The organism is Micromonospora sp. NPDC023633 (assembly GCF_040640035.1).
Classification (GTDB): Bacteria; Actinomycetota; Actinomycetes; order Mycobacteriales; family Micromonosporaceae; genus Micromonospora.
In genome coordinates, this window is record NZ_JBFABB010000140.1 from 1 (window position 1) to 15,938 (window position 15,938).

Here is a 15,938-nt window from a genome sequence, read left to right on the forward strand (position 1 = left end):
CCGCCCCGCCCGCGCGCCGGGCGGCGGGCCGCGCGCCCCCGGGGCCCCGCCGCCCCGCCCCCCCCCCCCCGGGGGGGGGGGGGCGCCCCCCCCCCCCCCCCCCCCCCCCCCACGCCAGCTCACGGCGAGGGGGTACGACGGCGATGGCGGGTTCGGTGCACACGGTCGCGGTCATCGGGGCCGGCAAGATCGGTGAGCTGATGCTCTCCGGGCTGCTGCGGTCGGGATGGCCGGTGGACCGGCTGCTGGCCACCGCCCGCCGGCCCGCCCGCGCCGAGGAGCTGACCGCCCGCTACGGGATCCGGGTGGTCGACAACCTCACGGCGGTGGCCGAGGCGGAGGTGCTCGCCGTCTCGGTCAAGCCGCAGGACGCGGCGACGCTGCTGGATGAGATCGGGCCGAAGGTGCCCGCCGACAAGCTGGTGATCTCCCTCTGCGCCGGCCTGCCCACCAGCTTCTTCAACCGCCGGCTGCCCGAGGGCACGCCCGTGGTGCGGGTGATGACCAACACCCCGGCCCTGGTCGACCAGGCGATGACGGCGATCTCCGCCGGCGCGCACGCCACCGGCACGCACCTCGCGCTGGCCGAGGAGATGTTCAAGCCGCTGGGGTCGACCGTCCGGGTGCCCGAGTCCCAGCAGGACGCGGTGACTGCGCTCTCCGGCTCCGGGCCGGCGTACTTCTACCTGCTGGTCGAGGCGATGATCGACGCCGGCATCCTGCTCGGCCTGCCCCGGCAGGTCGCGCACGAGCTGATCGTGCAGACCGCGATCGGCTCCGCCGTAATGCTGCGCGACTCCGGCGAGCACCCGGTGAAGCTACGCGAGGCGGTCACGTCGCCGGCCGGCACCACCATCTCCGCCGTGCGCGAGCTGGAGAAGCACGGCGTACGGGCGGCGCTGCTCGCCGCGCTGGAGGCGGCCCGCGACCGGGCCCGCGAACTGGCCGCCCAGGCCGACTGAATTCCTCAGCACGGCCCGACGTTCCACACTATGTCGATTCGCGTCGGTAACCCGACAATTTGTCTGGCCGGTAGTTGGTGGACGGCGCACGGACGTATCGATGTAACTCGGCTGGAGCGGTCGAGGTGCGGCAAATGCGGCACCAGGGGGTTCCACTTCGTTCACCGGGTGGTTGAATCGGGGCCAGGTGCAGCGGGGTTCGGGGGAGAACAAATGGATGTCTTCGATGTGCGGGACCGACTCATCGGGGACTACCGAGAGTTCACGTCGAGCTTCGTCGACCCTCGTGATCCGAAAATCAGGAGTTACGTCAAGCGGCTCGCGGCCTCCGGCTACCAGTGGCCGGCGCCCTACCTGTCGCTCAACCCGAACTTCGCCTCGGGCGGCACTGTCGACAGCCTGGTCGGCGCCGGCCCGCTGCATCCGGACAGTGCGCGGATCTTCCGCCTCAAGCGGGACAAGACGGATGCCGGCGACCAGTCGCTACGATTGCACCAGCACCAGCGGGATGCCATCGAGACTGCTCGCGGCGGCCACAGCTACGTACTGACTACGGGTACCGGTTCGGGCAAGAGGTTGGATCCCCTGCCCGCTAGTCGACAGGCAGCGATCTAAGTGGGGCGCCACTGGGTTCGTGGCCATTACGTCCGGGGTCATATCCGAAATGGTTCCTGGGTGGGAGGCCACTGGCGCGGGGATCATTCAAGGCTGTCGACCGATCGTGACTTGCCGCCACCGCCACCACCGCCGCCCCCATCTCCATCCAAATCTTTTCCGCCGCCGCAGCGGCGGAAAGCGAGGGTCTCTGCCAATGCCGGCCGTGCTCCGATGCCGTTACGCCCTGTTTGGCGTACTCCGCAGCCAGGCGAGTTGCCCTATAGGCCGCCAGCCAGTCGGAAGCGATCAGGCGGTGCCGGTCGGGTAGTCATGTTCTTTTCGCTGCTTGTTCTGGCAGGAAGTTGTCTGAGTTGGTGCAGTTCTTCTAATGATGAAACGATGGCTTCCAAAGAAGATCAGCGGGAGCGTGCTCTCGCGATTCTCGAAGAGCAGTTTCGTTCCACTCCGTCTCTGTCGTCTTCTCCCATCGTCGGCTGGGCTGATGCCCCTGCGAACATTTCTTGTCGCATCGAGGAAGACGCATACGATGCCTGGCATCAGGGTCTTGATCCGATCACGAGCGGCTTTGACTCGCCTTCTCCTGGGGAACTCCGAAAGCTAAAGCGCGAGGTTGAGGCGTACACCCTGGCAGTTGCGCCGTTGGCGGACCCAAACACTGATCAGTTGATCCTCGCGATGGCATCGTATCGAGCGGAGGTGGTATCGGCGATATCTGAACCGGACGGAATTCGCACACTGTCTTCAATGGTCAGGGCTGCTCTTGCCGTCAACGGCGAACATCGATCATTTCAGGCTGCATGTGCGCGGTAGCGTGGCGAGAGTTGATAGGATTTGGTTACTCCAACTGTACGTTCGCCTGCTCCGCGCTGATGAGTTGCCCGACACCGATGAAGCTTCTGGCTGCTACCGTTCAACCCTACGGGCTGCGATACTGCCATCGCGGGGCTTTTGCAGTAGCCTGTCTGTCATGTCCCGCCAGTCATATATTCCCCCTTTCTGTTGCGCGTTCCAAGAGGGTTTCGTCGCAATGTTCGCTCCGGCCGCGCTGAGTTGTTGAATGTGCGTGCCATAGGCAGGGTGAGAAACGAGGCCGTCTTTTGCATACGGGAAGGCGACGATTGGTAGCTTCATGCCGATTGCCTCGTTAAGGAGGCCGAGAGCTAGGTTATCGCTGATACCTAAAGCCCATTTATTAATCGTGTTAAAAGTGGCTGGTGCGACCATCATCAGGTCAGCCCTCGGATGCACGTCCGGCTCACCCGGCAGTCGCCACTCGGACCGCACTGGGTAGCCGGTTTGCTCAGCCAGCGTCTTCATCTATCCACTGTGCTGCCGTCGGCGTGGCGATCACACAGACCGTCCAGCCGTCCTGCATCAGCAGGTTGACAAGTTCTCCGATCTGGAGCGCTGGGGGAGCAGCGCAGACGACGAGGTACAAGACGGGTGGGTTCGTCACGCCAGCAGCCCCGCTCGCTCAGCCAGCGGTCGAAGCCCCGGCGTCGCGGCTCGACGCTCTTTCGACTGCAGATCCGTCAGCAGGGTTCGTACCTGGGCATTGGCGCGTACGACCTCGGGCGCGACGCGCTCCGCCTCCAGGATGTGAAGGACAGCCAGCGAACTTTCCTTCGCGCCCATCGCGGTGGCGGCGGCCAGGTCGACATGCACTTGGGCCCGTCGACCGACGAGCGCGGCTGGTAGCCAAGAGGTGTCGAGGCGGCTTGCGACGTCGAAGGCCCGTTCCGCGTCTCTGCTCCCTACAGCAGCGGAGACGGTGTGGATGACGACGTTGGTGGGCCCGAAGCCGGTCCACAGCCGATTTTGGTCCGAGCCCAGCTCAGCTGCCAGCCCTTCGGCTTGAACCAGTAGACCGTCGGCATCCTTGCGCCGATCCTGTCGGGCGGCGATCACCGCGGCCAGGAGCAGCAGCGCGCCGTGCGCGGACAGCAGGTCCCGATCCTTGGCCCGCCCGTCGCGAACCAGGTGCTCGATGCTGGTCTGCGTCATCGCTGCGGCCTCGTCAGTCCGACCGGGCAGCCTCAGCAGTCCGCAGGCAGCCTGATATGCGGCGAGCGCCGCGAGGGCTCGATGGTTGGCGAGCCGGGCTGCGGTCGATGCGCGGTCGGCGGTCAACAGGGCGATGTCGCCGTCGCCCACCTTGGTGGCGAGCTTCGACGCCGCGATGTAGGCGGTGGCCAGGAGCCGGAAGGCGTCGGCGCGGCGCGCTCCGGGTGCCCTGTCCGTCAGCTCGGTGGCCTGGCGTAGTACTTCCGGCAGCAGCCGAGCGGCTGAGCTGTAGCTCGCCCGCTGATAGAGGGCGTGCAGCCGGACCACGCCTCGGCGGACATTGACCAGCGATGGCACTGGCTGAGCGGGTGGATCGGGCAGGTAGCTGGTGAGGAAGGTGCGCAGGCCGGTCAGCAGCTGGGACCGAATCGCAGATGCGGGGTTGCGGGTGTCGTCTCCCATGGCCTGCCCTCGACCTGTCGCTACTGAGACGTCGACGAGCATGCCGTCGAGCTGTTCGAGCGTAACGTGCAATGCCTGAGCAATCCGGGTCCGATGCCAGGGTTGAGGATCGGTCTCCGCGTTCTCCCAGCGAGCGACGGTCGATCGTTCGACCCCGAGTGCTTCGGCCAGGCGTTCCTGACTGAACCCGAGCGCTTTTCGTCGCTGACAGAGCCGGTGTCGCTTCAGGGCCACCGCAGCCCTCCCTCCCTATGTCGGCCACTGTAGTAACCCTCCGTCGATCGGGCGGGTACGCAGATGCCTCATTAGTGCGTCACTTCAGCCGCTCGGACGCTGTAGTGCCTGCTCAGCCGCAAGACCAGGGTGGACGCATGGCCCGGGGCAGGTGCTGGGCTCCGGTGGGGCGCACCCGAGCGCTTCCGTCGTCTCCGCCCGCTCCGGTGCCGTTCCACTCTCGACGGAGGGCTTCGATGGCGGCGGTGCTGGACGACTTCCCGGTGTTCACGCCGGTCAGCGACGACGAGGTGGCGCTGGCCCTGCGGGCGGTACTGGTGCACGCGCCGGAACAGTGGCCGGCGGGTCCGCTGTGCCGCAGCGAGCGGGTGCCGCATCCGTGCCGGCTGGCCCGCTGGGGCCGGGGCACGCTGCGGGCAGCCAGGGTCACCGATGCCCGTGCCGACGAGCTGGTCGCCGCCGGCGACCCGGGCGCCTGGCCGTGGGCGTGAGCGGGCTCGGGGCGTACCCCACGCAGGGCTGGCTCGATCCGGCGGGCGTGCGGGACGCGGTCACCCGGTGGCTGCGGGCGGTGGCTGCGGACGCCGAGTTGGCGCCGTACCTCATCGGGGTCGATCAGGCCCGGCTCGGTGGGCACCTGGCGCTGGCTCTCGCCGTGGCGCTCGGCGGGCCGGCCGGCGACATCGTCCGCCCAGCGGCCGGGGCGTGGCGCGGTCTCGGCCTGACCGAGGCGCAGCACCGCCGCGTGGTCGACTACCTGGCCGGGGTGCTCCAGGCGCTCGACGTGCCGGCCGACGCGGTGGCCGCGGCCCGGCGGGCCTTCGCCGACGAGGCGGGCGCGTGACCGCCGCCCTGACCGCCTCCTGGTCGACCACCATGCGGTACGCCCGCCAGGCCGCCGACGACTTCTGGTGCGCGGTCGAGGAGCGCTGCCCGGGGCTGCTGCCGGAGCGGGAGGCGGGCGTGTTCCTCGCCGCGCTGGGGCGGCTGGCCAGCGGCGACGACTCGGCGGGGCGGGCGGCGCTGCTGGCCGTGCTCGGTCGGGCCCACCGCCGCTACGGCCTGTCGCCCCACCAGCGGACCGTGGCGCTCATGTTGGCGGCCACCGTCACCCACTATGCCGCGCCGCTGCCCTCCGGACTGTCGGCGGCGTGGCAGCAGGCAGCAGAGCGTGCGTTGGCGGCGGCTGGGGGGCTCCGCCGAGCGGGTCGGCGACGGCCCGGCGTGGTGGCCGGCGCAGGTCATCGCGTACGACCGGGCCGCCGACGGCCTCGCCATCATGACCGTACGCCCTGTGCGGCGGGTGCTCTTCCAGCCTGGCCAGGCGGTGCCCCTGTGCACCGAGCGGCGGCCCGGCCGGTGGCGCTAGTATTCACCGGCCAACGCCCCGCGCCCCGACGGCATGCTGGAGTTCCACGTCCGCGCCGTCGCTGCCGGCTCCGTCTCCCACACCCTCGTCCACGCGGTACGCCCTGGCCACCAACTCTGGCTCGGCCCGCCCGACGGCACCGGGCTGACCCTCGGCGAGTCCTCGCGGGCGGATCTGCTGCTGGTGGCCGGTGGCACCGGGCTGGCGCCGCTGCGCGCCCTCGTCGAGCAGGTCGCCGCAGCGCCGGCCGGACGGCGGGTCACCCTCGTCGTCGGTGCCCGCTCCTTCGCCGACCTGTACGACTCGATCAGCCTGGACAAGCTCCAGTGCGCTCACGACTGGCTGACCGTCGTGCCCGCGTTCTCGCACGACGTGGCGGCCGAGCCGGGGGAGTGGGGCGACGCGCTTACTGTGGCGCTGGAGCACCACCGGCCCGGCCAGGAGGTCTACCTGTGCGGTCCGCCGCTGATGGTCGCCGGGTCACGGCTGCGGCTGCTCGCCGCCGGCGTGCCGGCCGAGCGGATCCACCTGCCCGACGGGTACGCCGGCTGATGGCGGTCTACCGCAGCCGCAACGCGCTCGTCGGGCCGCTCACCTCGGGCGGCATCTGCGCGCCAGCACTCCCGCGTACCCGGCTCGGCCGGCGGGGCTACCGGCCCGAAGACGTCGACGCCCTGCTGCACCGGCTCGCCTACGAACTGGGGCAGCGAACTCGCCGGCGCGACCTGGCCGAACAAGAGAACGACCGCCTCAAACAGGCCCTACACACCTGGCAGGCCAACTCGGGTGTTGGGAACGCTCCAGGACATGACGCTGGGCAGGAGACCAAGGAAACCCGCTACAGGTAGCGGCAACGTGCACAGAGTTCCATGTGAGTTGGTGGATGAGGCGGACGCTGGGAGCAGGTTGCGGAATTTGCTCCCAGCGTTCGCCTATCGGCGTCGCTTGGTTTCCAGCGGCCATTCCAGGCTTACCGTCTCGTCGCGGCCCTGTCGGTCGAAGAACGCCTGGAGGTCCCGCTTCTGCTGGGCGTACCAGCCGATCTGCGCCTGGTGGAGAGCATCGGGGTGCATCCGGGCGATCTGTTCATGACGGGCCGCGATCGATACCGCCATATCGACCGCCGCGCGCGCATCGCTCTCGGCGTCATGAGCGTTCGCGAGGTCGACTTCGTAGTACCTGCACAGGTCGCCCAGCTGCCGGCTGTCGTACCAGCGGGGTTCGACCTCAGCGTGCAGGATCGACGGGTCGACAATGACGGCGCGGTCCCACTCGACCGGCGGGAGCCCGTGGCGAGCCAGCTCGGTGTGCAGCACCGTGACGTCGTAGTGGGCGCAGAAGACGACGAGCGGCGTGCCGTCCGCGATCACCTTCGAGATCGCCGTTCCCAACTCGGCCAGCGCCTCCCGAGGCGGCCTGCCGGCGTTGCGCACCATCTCGTCGGTGATTCCGTGGACCGCGGTGGAGTCGGACGGGATCGGGACCCCTGGGTTGACGAGCCAGTTCGAGGTGGTGCCGTCGGCGTGGACCAGGGCAGCGGAGACGATGCGGCTGTCCAAGGGCTCCTGATCGGTGCCCTCGATGTCGAAGCCCACCACCGGCAGGTCGTGCCACCCGCGGTGGTTTCCGCGCAGCGGAGCGGTCCTGACCGGTGCGCACTCATGGTGGTACGAACTCCAGCGGCCCCCGGTAGTGATGGCCTGTCCGGCCCCCGCCTCCACCCATTTTCGGCACTTTCCGCAGCTCCCGGGGTATCTGTTGATCATGATGAGGTTCTCCTTTGCTGGTGCCTGGTCGCGTCGGGGCTGTAAGCGTCCGAAGCCCGGGGAATGAGTGCCGAGGGCGAAGCGCCGGGACGATCCTGAAGGCTTGATCAGTCTGTCGACACCCCCGCCGGTGGGAACTGATCCACCTATGTGGACTGTCAAGGCTGACCGGATTCTGGCGTTTGTGGCCGGCTGCTTTGTGCCGCCGGCCGTAGGCTGTTCTGATCGCCGCTCGCTCCGTCGGAAAGGCCAGCGTGATGTCCGAAGGTGTCCGGTACGGGTTGTTGGTGCGTACCTGTCTGGAGGTGCTGCGCGACGCCGGCGAGCGGATGCACGGCAGAAAGGTGCTCGACGAGGTCGCCAATCGCATCGACCTCACCGAGGCGGAACAGAAACTGCACAAGAGCGGTGTTCCAGCGTGGAACGTCGCGGCCCGGTTCCACACCGGCGACGCCACGACGGCGGGCTGGATGGTGAAGCGCGACGGCCTGTGGTGGATCACCAACGCTGGGCGCGCAGCGCTGGACACCTACCAGGACCCCGCCGCGTTGTACGCCGAGATCGGTCGCCGCTACCGCGAGGTCTTCCGCCACCGCAAGCAGGCCCGCAAGAAGTACGAGAGCCGGCTGCACACCATCGCGGCAGCACTCGCGCTCGTGCCGGAGGGCTCCTGGACGGCGTACGACGACCTCGCCGATCTCGTCGACGGTTCGCCCGACGAGATCGCTCACCTGCTCGCCGAGACCTTCGTCGAGAACTCGCACCGGGTACTCCGGGTCGATGGCGAGGTTCCGCCGGCCATGCACCAGCACGCCAAGCACCGAGGCGCTGACGTCCGCGGGCAGTTGGTCGGGGAGGGCGTCGAGTTCGAGGGCCGTCATGCCAACCCGGAGCAGCGGATCACCGCCGACTTCCTGCGGGAACGGCTGGTCGAGGCCGAGTCGGTCCCGCCGGAGAGCGTGGCGCGACGGGCCTGGCTGGTGCGGGGTTCGAACGTGGACGGTGTCGACCTCGTACCGGAGTGGTTGGCCGACGGCTGGGTGTCGCTCGCGGCATCGCAACTGCCACAACTGGACGATGATGTCGATCCTCAGCGCCTGCAGCAGGTTGTCGAGGAGGAGTACCGGCACAAGAGCTACTCGGTGCGGGAGAAACTGCTCAGCTATTTCAACGCGTTCCTGCGCAAGATGCGCCCGGGTGACTACCTGATGACCATGCACCGTGGCGAGATGTACCTGGGCCAGATCGACGGGGACGCCTACTTCGTGGAGTCGCCGGATCGACGGTCCAACCTGCGCCGCCCGGCGCGCTGGCTCAACACCGGGTCACCACGCGACCTCACCGACCTCACCGGGCCGCTGCTCGCCCTGACTCAGAGCCAGGACGACCTGATCGACCTAACCGACGCGCTCGACGCGCTCGACCGGCTCCACGCCGACCTGGTGCCGGAACAACCGGCGGTCGAGTTGGCGCCGGAAGCACGGCTGGCCGACGTGACGACAGAGATGGCCAACGAACTGCTCACCGATGTCGAGTGGCTGACCGAGCTGCGCGACCTGCTCGCTGAGCGGCGGCAGGTGATCCTCTACGGTCCGCCGGGCACCGGCAAGACTTATCTGGCGCAGCAGTTGGCCTCCCGGGTGACCGAGCCGCACGCGGTGAAGCTGATTCAGTTCCATCCCTCCTACACCTACGAGGACTTCTTCGAGGGCTTCCGGCCGGAAAGCGGCGACGACGGCACCCTGCGGTTCAAACTCACCTCCGGGCCGCTGCGTCAGCTGGCCGACGACGCCCGAGAGCACCCCTCCACGGCGTACGTTCTGATCATCGACGAGATCAACCGCGGCAACCTGGCCAAGATCTTCGGTGAGCTGTACTTCCTGCTCGAATACCGCGAACAGCGCATCCGGTTGCAGTACTCGCCGGAGGACTTCACCCTGCCGACGAACCTCTACCTCATCGGCACCATGAACACCGCCGACCGGTCCATCGCCTTGGTCGACGCGGCGATGCGGCGGCGTTTCGCATTCGTGGAGCTGCACCCGTCGAAGATGCCGGTTTCCGGGCTGTTGCAGCGCTGGCTGGACAGGGAGGGCCTGACCTCGGACGCGCCCGCGCTGCTCGACGCGCTCAACGCGCGGCTCGTCGACTCCGACTACGCCATCGGGCCGTCGTACTTCATGCGGGAATCGGTCCACGTCAAGCCCGACGGGCTCGACCGGGTGTGGCGGCACGACATCCTGCCGATGCTCGTCGAGCACCACTACGCCGACGACCTCGACGTCGCGCAGCTGTACGGCCTCGACGTGCTGCGTCAATCGCTGCCGCAGCAACCATGAGCCTGATTCGGTTACGCGAGGCCGGCCCCGCGGTGCAGGTGCACCTCGATGCCGACGACGCGCGCCGGCTCGCTGCGTCCGAGGTCGTCGACGTACGGCCGGGTCCGGCCCCCGGATTCTGGCGAGTGCGGGCCGGCAGAAAGGTCGGCGCGGCTCGGATCGGCGGTGTGGAACTGCACATCGAGCCCAAGGTGCCGATCGCACGCCTGTTCTTCCTCGTCGGGTATGCCCGAAACCCGAAGGGCTGGCGCGACGAGAGCGTGTCGCTCACCGACCAAGCCGGCCTGGTGCCGGCGCTCGCCGCCGCCTTGTCGCGGCAGACCGATCGGGCGCTGCGCCAGGGCCTGCTCCAGGGCTACCGGACCACCGACGACACCTCACCGGTGCTGCGCGGCCGTCTGCGAGAGACCGCCCAACTGGGTCGACGAGCGGGACTGGCGTTGCCCCTGGAGATCCGCCACGACGACTACACGGTCGACATCGCCGAGAACCGGATCCTCGCCACCGCCGTCGAACGCATGCTGCGGGTGCCCGGGGTCGATGCCGAGTCCCGGCGCATGCTCCGCCACCTTACCGCGCGGTTCGCTGGGGTCACCCGGCTGCGGCCAGGGGAACCCGTGCCGGATTGGCGGCCGACCCGGCTCAACGAGCGGCTGCGTATCGCCCTCCGGCTGGCCGAGTTGGTGCTCGCCGGTGCCTCCGTCGAAGCGGGCCGGGGCGGCGTGCTCAGCAACGCATTCCTGCTGGACATGTGGCGGGTCTTCGAGGATTTCCTGTCGGTCGCGCTCCGCGCAGCCATCGAGTCGGCGTACGGCGGAACGGTCGTGTTCCAGGCGCGCCATCACCTCGACGGTCGACGCCGCCTGGAGCTGCGACCGGACATCCTGTGGCAGGACGGCACAAGTGGTGTCGGCGCTGTGATGGACGCCAAGTACAAGGCCGACACGGCCCGCGAGGACGCCTACCAGATGCTGGCCTACTGCGTCGCCTATGGGCTAACGCACGGGCACCTGATCTACGCCTCCGGCGACCAGTCGCCGGTGCGGCATGTCGTCCGCAACACCGGGATCGAGATCGTCTGCCATGCGCTCGACCTCGACGCCGATCCGGCCGATCTTCTCGACCGGGTCGGCGCGTTGGCCGGCGAGGTCACCGGTAAAGCAGGTGGGGCTCGCGCCGTCGGTTGAAGTCCGCCAGCTCGTCGGCCCAGGCGCCGACCACGTCGTCCACGTCGGCGCCCGCGTCGATCATCGTGCGCAGCCGCGGTGACCCGGTCAGCTTGTCGATCCAGTACGGCCGCACGGCGTCCCAGGAGTCGCGCCGCCACGCGAACGCCGGGTACTTGTGCGCCTCCACCAGCATCGCGACCGCCGTGCGGATCGGGTCGTACGTCGCCCGGTCGACGACCTTCACCTCGACCCCGGCGCAGAGCTTGTTGAGCAGCGCGGGCTTCTGCCCGGCGGACGTCGGCGTGAAGTACGCCTCGCGGAACTCGACGCCGGGCAGCTCGCGGGCGTTGAGCCGGTCGGACCAGTGGTAGTCGAAGTCGGCGGCCAGGCCGCCGATCAGCTCGAACGGCCGGCAGGTGCCCCGGCCCTCGGTGATCGAGGCGACGCCCTCGAACAGGCCGGTGCCGGGGTAGACCAGCGCGGTCTCCGCGGTGGGCATGTTCGGGCTGGGCATCACCCAGGGCAGGTCGGTGTCGGCGGCCAGCTTGTCGCGCTTCCAGTGCCGGCACTTCACGACGTGCAGGTCGACCTGGCGGCCGGCCTCGGCGGGCAGGAACTCCGCGTTGAAGAACCGGGCCAACTCGCCGACGGTCATGCCGTGCTGCTGGACGATCTCCTTGAGGCCCACGCCGGAGGTGTAGCCGGCGGTCATCATCGGCCCGTAGGCCCGGCCACCGACCGGGTTGGGCCGGTCCAGCACCACGTACCGCTTGCCGACGCGGGCGGCGGCCATCATGGAGGTGTACATGGTCCAGATGTACGTGTAAAAGCGGGCGCCGACGTCCTGGATGTCGAAGACGACGGTGTCGACGCCGGCCTGGGTGAACATGGTCTCCCACTTGGCCTGCGAGGCGCCGTACGCGTCGTAGACGGTGATCCCGGTGCGGGCGTCGACGCCGGTGCCCTCGCTGCCCCCGGCCTGGGCCGAGCCGCGGAAGCCGTGCTCGGGGCCGAACGCGGCGGCCAGCCGCACCGCGCCGGAGGCGTGCATCAGGTCGACCAGGTGCCGGTAGGCCGAGTCCACGCCGGTGGGGTTCGAGATCACGCCCACCCGCTGACCCGCGAGGTCGGCGAAGCCGGATCGGACGAGCACGTCGAGGCCGGTCTCCACGTGGCGGATGCCGGGCGCGGCGTGGCCGGCCGCGCCGGGTGCCGTCGCCGCGACCGCGCCCGCGGTCACCGCACCCGCTCCGGCCAGGAACTTCCTTCGCTCCATGTCGACCCTCCCGTCGGTTTGGTCGAAACTTAGCTACACGTAGATGCCCCGTCAAGGAAGGTTAGCTACAAACCCGGGTCCGACCGGGCGTGGCGGGGCCGTCGCGTGCTCCATACTGGCCCGGTGTTCACCCTCGCCCAGGCCCGCCACCTGATCGCCACCCTGCGCCCACGCGTCGACGAGCTGATCCGGCTCCGGGCTGACCTGGCCGAGCTGCGCGTCGACCTGGCTGCCCGGGGCGCCAGCCCGCTCGGCGGACTGGCGGAGGTCAAGGGGCTGGAGGCGCGGCTGCACGCCCTCGTCGAGGAGCTGCACTCCCACGACATCCAGGTCAAGGGCATCGCGCCGGTGCTGCTCGACTTCCCCGGCGAGCGGGACGGCCGGCCGGTGCTCTGGTGCTGGCTGGAGGGGGACACGGACGTGCGCTGGTACCACCGGGTGGAGTGCGGCTTCGCCGGCCGTCGCCCGGTCTGATCCGGCGCGGCGGGATCGGCCGGCCGCCGCCGGTGGCGGCGGAGCGGACAGGTCCCGCCGGTGCTGCTCAGGCCAGGGACGCGAGCGTGGCCGGGGAGACGTTGCCGCCGCTGAGGACCAGCACGGTACGGGTGCCCGGCGCGGCGTCGACCAGACCGGCCCGCAACGCGGCGAGGGTGACGGCGGCGGACGGCTCGACCAGGAGTTTCGTCGCGTCCAGCAGCTCCCACCAGGCGGCCCGGATGTCCTCCTCGGACACCTCGACCACGTCGTCCACCAGTGCGCGCACGTGCGCCAGGGTGTGCCGCCCGGCGAACGGAGCCGCCAGCCCGTCGGCGATCGACGTCGGCCGTACCGCGAGGGCGTCGCCGCCGGTGCGCAGCGCATGGCCCACCGCGTTGGCGGTGACCGGCTCGACCCCGACGACGCGGGCGGTCGGGACGGCCGCCCGGACGGCCGACGCCACCCCGCTGATCAGCCCGCCGCCGCCCATCGGCACGAGGACCAGCTCCGGCGGCGGGCCGTCGGCCAGGATCTCCCTGCCGACGGTGGCCTGACCGGCGATGACGTCCGGCTCGTCGAACGGGTGCAGGAGGTGGTAGCCGCGCTCCGCCGCGAGGGCCTGGCAGGTGCCCAGCAGGTCGTCGGTGAGGACGACCTCACCGCCGTACCGCCGGACCGCCTCGATCTTGGTCGGCACCGCGTGCGGTGGCATGCAGACGACCGTCGGCAGGCCGAAGGCGCTACCGGCGAAGGCCACGGCCATCGCGTGGTTGCCGGCGGAGAAGGCGGTCAGCCCGGCGGGCGCCCCCTCCCGTTCGACGCGGGCGAGCAGCGCGTTCAGCGCGCCCCGCACCTTGAAGCTGCCGGTGTGCTGGAGGTTCTCCGCCTTCACCGCGAGGTCGAGCCGGAACGGGTCGCCGAGGCGGGGGCAGGGCAGCAGCGGCGTGCGGGCGACCCGCCCCTCGATGCGCTTCTCGGCCGCGACGATGTCGTCCACGGTGGTGAGCTGCACGGTCGCAGCCTAGCCCGGCCCGGCCGGTCGCACCGCCCGTGGTGCGACCGGCCGGACCGTGGTGCACCCGGTCAGCGGGTGGCTTCGGCCAGGGCGGCGCGCACCCTGGCGGCGTCGGCCGGCGCCTCGCGCTCCCAGTTCGCCGGGTCGGCCGAGTAGATGGTCCCGTACGCCGGGGTGTCCGGCTGGAAGCGCCAGCTCTCGGCGAGCGTCCCGGCGTCCACGGTGTCGTAGCCGATCCGGTCGAGGAATGCCGTGGCCTCCGCCTTCGCGCCCGCGTCGTCGCCGGCGATGGGCAGCGCGCTGCGGTCGTCGGCACCGGTCGGCCGGGCCAGCTCGTGCAGGTGCTTGAAGAAGATGTTGTTGAACACCTTGACCACCCGCGACTGCGGCAGGTGCCGCTGGAGCAGTTCGCTGCTGGTGGTGGAGCCCGAGTCGAGCTCGGGGAACCGGCCGTCCCGCTCCGGGTAGTAGTTGTTGGTGTCGAGCACCAGCTTGCCGGCGAGCGGCTCGACCGGCACGTCGCGGTACGCCTTCAGCGGGATGGTGACGACCACCAGGTCGCCGGCCTCCGCGGCTTCCCGGACCGTGGCCGCCCGAGCCTGCGGGCCCAGCTCCTCGACGAGGTCCTTGAGGGTCTCCGGGCCGCGCGAGTTGCTGAGCACCACGTCGTAGCCGGCGGCCACCGCCAGCCGCGCCACCGTGCCGCCGATGTGTCCACTGCCGATCAGTCCCACAGTTGTCATGCCGGTTCCCAACTCCGTTCGCGGTGACGCTATTCCCCACCGGCCTGGTCGACAATCCCGCCTGCCGCCTGCCGCCTGCCGCCTGCCGCCTGCCGCCTGCCGCCAGGCGCCAGGCGTCGGGCGTCGGTGAGCCGGCGGGCCGACGGTGCCGGGCCGGGAGCGGGGGCGCCGGCGGCGGGGGCGGCCCACGCGCCCGTCCGCCCAACGTACTGCCGGCCCGGGCGCCGGGGGACGGCTTCGACGACAACGCCTGCCGGGCGACCCGCGTCGCCGTCGCGGGCGGGACCGGTGTCGGACCCGGCGGCTAGCCTGCCTCCACTTGCGAAACGCGGAACGGGGTGTGTGATGGGCACGTGGGCGGTGGGGCCGTTCGACAACGACACGGCGGCGGACTGGTGCGCCGGCCTCGACGAGGCGTCGCCGGAGCGGCGGCCCCTCCTGGTGGAGCAGGCGCTGCGCGAGGCGGTGCGGGAGGGCGACTTCCTGGACTCGTGGCCCGGGGTCAAGGCGGTGGCGGCGTCGGCGGTGGTCGCCGCGCACCTCCCCGGCGGCCCGCCGGTCGACTCGGCCTACGCGCCGGACTTCCTCATCGCCGGCGGGCGCCTGACACTTCCCGCGGAGCTGCCGGCGCTGGCCCTGCGGGCGCTGGACCGGGTGCTCGCCGACGGTTCCGAGCTGGCCGAGCTCTGGGACGAGGCCGGGGAGCTCGACGAGTTCGCCGCCGCGCTCGCCCCGATCCGGGCCGCGCTGGCCGACCCGACCGGGGCCGCCGTCCTCGGGGGGTGAGGCGCCGGAGTCACGGCCGGCGGGGCCCGGGTGGGGTGCGCCCGGTCCGGCCGCCCGGATCGCCGTCGCGCCGGACCGCCGCCACCACCCGCTCGACGCGTTCGCCGGTCGTCGGGTCGGTCCAGCCGAACACCACCGGCCTGGCCGCCGCGAGGAGCTCCCAGACGAACGGCGGCAGGTCCCCGGGCGACATCCGGATGTAGGACGCCGCGTGGTCGACCCGGCCGAGCAGGTGGTCCAGCACGAAGCGGTGCCGCCCCGGGGCGTCGAGGTGCTCGGGGGCCGGCGGAAGGTGGCGCAGGCGGCCGTGGTCGCGCAGCACGTCGTCGGGCACGGCGGCGTCGAGCACCACCCGACCGGCGTCGAGCGGGCGCTGGATGCTGACGTGGTGCTCGGGCGGGACCTCGCCCGGTGCGAGCGCCTCCTGCACCGCGAAGAACATCCCGTCCCCCTTCGCCCGGACCAGGTGTCGCCGATCGTAGTCCGGTCGACACGCAGCGGCACGGCGGAGTCCGCGTCGGACGCCGGGACGCCGGACGCGTGGGTGCCCGGCCGCGCGTGCGGGCGTCGGCTCGGTCGCCGCGGCGTCGCGTCGCCCCGCGCCGGGGGCCGGCGCGGGGGGGGCTCCGGCTGCGGAAGCCCCCGGCGGCCGCAACATCGCGATCCCGGGGCGCCGGTCGGCCGAGGCCGGCACCACGGTGGGCCCGAACCCGGCGGC

Annotated in this window: 19 protein-coding genes; 12 read left to right on the top strand and 7 right to left on the bottom strand. The window is 70.7% G+C overall.

The features are described from left to right. Positions 1 to 143: 143 nt before the first annotated feature. The 3 genes from proC (at position 144) to AB0G13_RS29585 (ending at position 2,390) form a co-directional block, all read left to right on the top strand. Positions 144 to 962, top strand: coding sequence for a pyrroline-5-carboxylate reductase (proC, locus tag AB0G13_RS29575; protein ID WP_327029159.1), 819 nt, complete (start codon positions 144 to 146; stop codon positions 960 to 962). A 213-nt stretch (positions 963 to 1,175) separates the two neighbouring features. After that, a complete protein-coding gene (locus AB0G13_RS29580; protein ID WP_357881254.1) occupies positions 1,176 to 1,577 on the top strand; it encodes a hypothetical protein in 402 nt (133 codons plus the stop codon). Positions 1,578 to 1,958: 381 nt separating this feature from the next. Further along, the gene (locus tag AB0G13_RS29585) at positions 1,959 to 2,390 is read left to right on the top strand and encodes a hypothetical protein (RefSeq protein ID WP_357881257.1); all 432 of its coding nucleotides are present in this window, start codon (positions 1,959 to 1,961) and stop codon (positions 2,388 to 2,390) included. Positions 2,391 to 2,483: 93 nt separating this feature from the next. Here the strand turns inward: AB0G13_RS29585 and AB0G13_RS29590 are convergent, their stop codons facing one another. After that, positions 2,484 to 2,897 carry a flavoprotein gene (locus tag AB0G13_RS29590; protein WP_357881260.1) on the bottom strand — a complete coding sequence of 138 codons (414 nt, stop codon included), beginning with the start codon at positions 2,895 to 2,897 and terminating at the stop codon, positions 2,484 to 2,486. A gap of 135 nt (positions 2,898 to 3,032) precedes the next feature. Continuing rightward, complete coding sequence (locus AB0G13_RS29595; RefSeq protein WP_357881263.1) at positions 3,033 to 4,280, bottom strand: helix-turn-helix transcriptional regulator; 1,248 nt, start codon at positions 4,278 to 4,280, stop codon at positions 3,033 to 3,035. Between the two features lie 236 nt (positions 4,281 to 4,516). On the opposite strand from AB0G13_RS29595, the gene AB0G13_RS29600 reads away from it, so the two are divergent. The 5 genes from AB0G13_RS29600 (at position 4,517) to AB0G13_RS29620 (ending at position 6,497) form a co-directional block, all read left to right on the top strand. Then, positions 4,517 to 4,771, top strand: coding sequence for a hypothetical protein (locus AB0G13_RS29600; protein ID WP_357881266.1), 255 nt, complete (start codon positions 4,517 to 4,519; stop codon positions 4,769 to 4,771). Continuing rightward, positions 4,768 to 5,124: a hypothetical protein gene (locus AB0G13_RS29605; RefSeq protein WP_357881269.1), complete on the top strand. Its 357-nt coding sequence runs from the start codon at positions 4,768 to 4,770 to the stop codon at positions 5,122 to 5,124. Before AB0G13_RS29600 ends, AB0G13_RS29605 begins: the two co-directional genes overlap by 4 nt. A 327-nt stretch (positions 5,125 to 5,451) precedes the next feature. Then, the gene (locus tag AB0G13_RS29610) at positions 5,452 to 5,649 is read left to right on the top strand and encodes a hypothetical protein (RefSeq protein WP_357881272.1); all 198 of its coding nucleotides are present in this window, start codon (positions 5,452 to 5,454) and stop codon (positions 5,647 to 5,649) included. Positions 5,650 to 5,682: 33 nt separating this feature from the next. After that, positions 5,683 to 6,201 carry a hypothetical protein gene (locus tag AB0G13_RS29615; RefSeq protein ID WP_357881275.1) on the top strand — a complete coding sequence of 173 codons (519 nt, stop codon included), beginning with the start codon at positions 5,683 to 5,685 and terminating at the stop codon, positions 6,199 to 6,201. Beyond that, positions 6,201 to 6,497: a hypothetical protein gene (locus AB0G13_RS29620; RefSeq protein WP_357881278.1), complete on the top strand. Its 297-nt coding sequence runs from the start codon at positions 6,201 to 6,203 to the stop codon at positions 6,495 to 6,497. Before AB0G13_RS29615 ends, AB0G13_RS29620 begins: the two co-directional genes overlap by 1 nt. Positions 6,498 to 6,581: 84 nt before the next feature. On the opposite strand, the gene AB0G13_RS29625 is transcribed toward AB0G13_RS29620, so the two are convergent. Then, positions 6,582 to 7,415, bottom strand: a complete 834-nt coding sequence (locus AB0G13_RS29625) for an exonuclease domain-containing protein (RefSeq protein ID WP_357881281.1) — start codon at positions 7,413 to 7,415, stop codon at positions 6,582 to 6,584. A gap of 257 nt (positions 7,416 to 7,672) precedes the next feature. Here AB0G13_RS29625 and AB0G13_RS29630 point away from each other — a divergent pair, with 257 nt between their 5' ends. Next, entirely contained in the window at positions 7,673 to 9,754 is a 2,082-nt protein-coding gene (locus AB0G13_RS29630; protein WP_357881284.1) for an AAA family ATPase, read from the top strand. After that, positions 9,751 to 10,941 (top strand): restriction endonuclease, encoded by a 1,191-nt coding sequence (locus AB0G13_RS29635; RefSeq protein ID WP_357881287.1) that lies wholly within the window; start codon positions 9,751 to 9,753, stop codon positions 10,939 to 10,941. Before AB0G13_RS29630 ends, AB0G13_RS29635 begins: the two co-directional genes overlap by 4 nt. Here AB0G13_RS29635 and AB0G13_RS29640 read toward each other — a convergent pair. Then, complete coding sequence (locus tag AB0G13_RS29640; RefSeq protein WP_357881290.1) at positions 10,904 to 12,199, bottom strand: DUF1343 domain-containing protein; 1,296 nt, start codon at positions 12,197 to 12,199, stop codon at positions 10,904 to 10,906. The two genes, AB0G13_RS29635 and AB0G13_RS29640, sit on opposite strands and share 38 nt — an antisense overlap. A gap of 123 nt (positions 12,200 to 12,322) precedes the next feature. Here AB0G13_RS29640 and AB0G13_RS29645 point away from each other — a divergent pair, with 123 nt between their 5' ends. After that, complete coding sequence (locus AB0G13_RS29645) at positions 12,323 to 12,673, top strand: DUF2203 domain-containing protein (protein WP_357881293.1); 351 nt, start codon at positions 12,323 to 12,325, stop codon at positions 12,671 to 12,673. A 67-nt stretch (positions 12,674 to 12,740) separates the two neighbouring features. On the opposite strand, the gene AB0G13_RS29650 is transcribed toward AB0G13_RS29645, so the two are convergent. Together AB0G13_RS29650 and AB0G13_RS29655 are read right to left on the bottom strand one after the other, a co-directional pair. Beyond that, positions 12,741 to 13,688, bottom strand: coding sequence for a threonine/serine dehydratase (locus AB0G13_RS29650; RefSeq protein ID WP_357881296.1), 948 nt, complete (start codon positions 13,686 to 13,688; stop codon positions 12,741 to 12,743). 71 nt (positions 13,689 to 13,759) lie between these two features. Further along, positions 13,760 to 14,623: an NADPH-dependent F420 reductase gene (locus tag AB0G13_RS29655; protein ID WP_357881299.1), complete on the bottom strand. Its 864-nt coding sequence runs from the start codon at positions 14,621 to 14,623 to the stop codon at positions 13,760 to 13,762. Between the two features lie 156 nt (positions 14,624 to 14,779). Between AB0G13_RS29655 and AB0G13_RS29660 the strand changes: the two genes are divergently transcribed. Next, positions 14,780 to 15,220, top strand: a complete 441-nt coding sequence (locus AB0G13_RS29660; protein ID WP_357881302.1) for a DUF4259 domain-containing protein — start codon at positions 14,780 to 14,782, stop codon at positions 15,218 to 15,220. A 10-nt stretch (positions 15,221 to 15,230) separates the two neighbouring features. On the opposite strand, the gene AB0G13_RS29665 is transcribed toward AB0G13_RS29660, so the two are convergent. Next, the gene (locus tag AB0G13_RS29665; RefSeq protein WP_357881305.1) at positions 15,231 to 15,662 is read right to left on the bottom strand and encodes a hypothetical protein; all 432 of its coding nucleotides are present in this window, start codon (positions 15,660 to 15,662) and stop codon (positions 15,231 to 15,233) included. Positions 15,663 to 15,938: the final 276 nt, after the last annotated feature.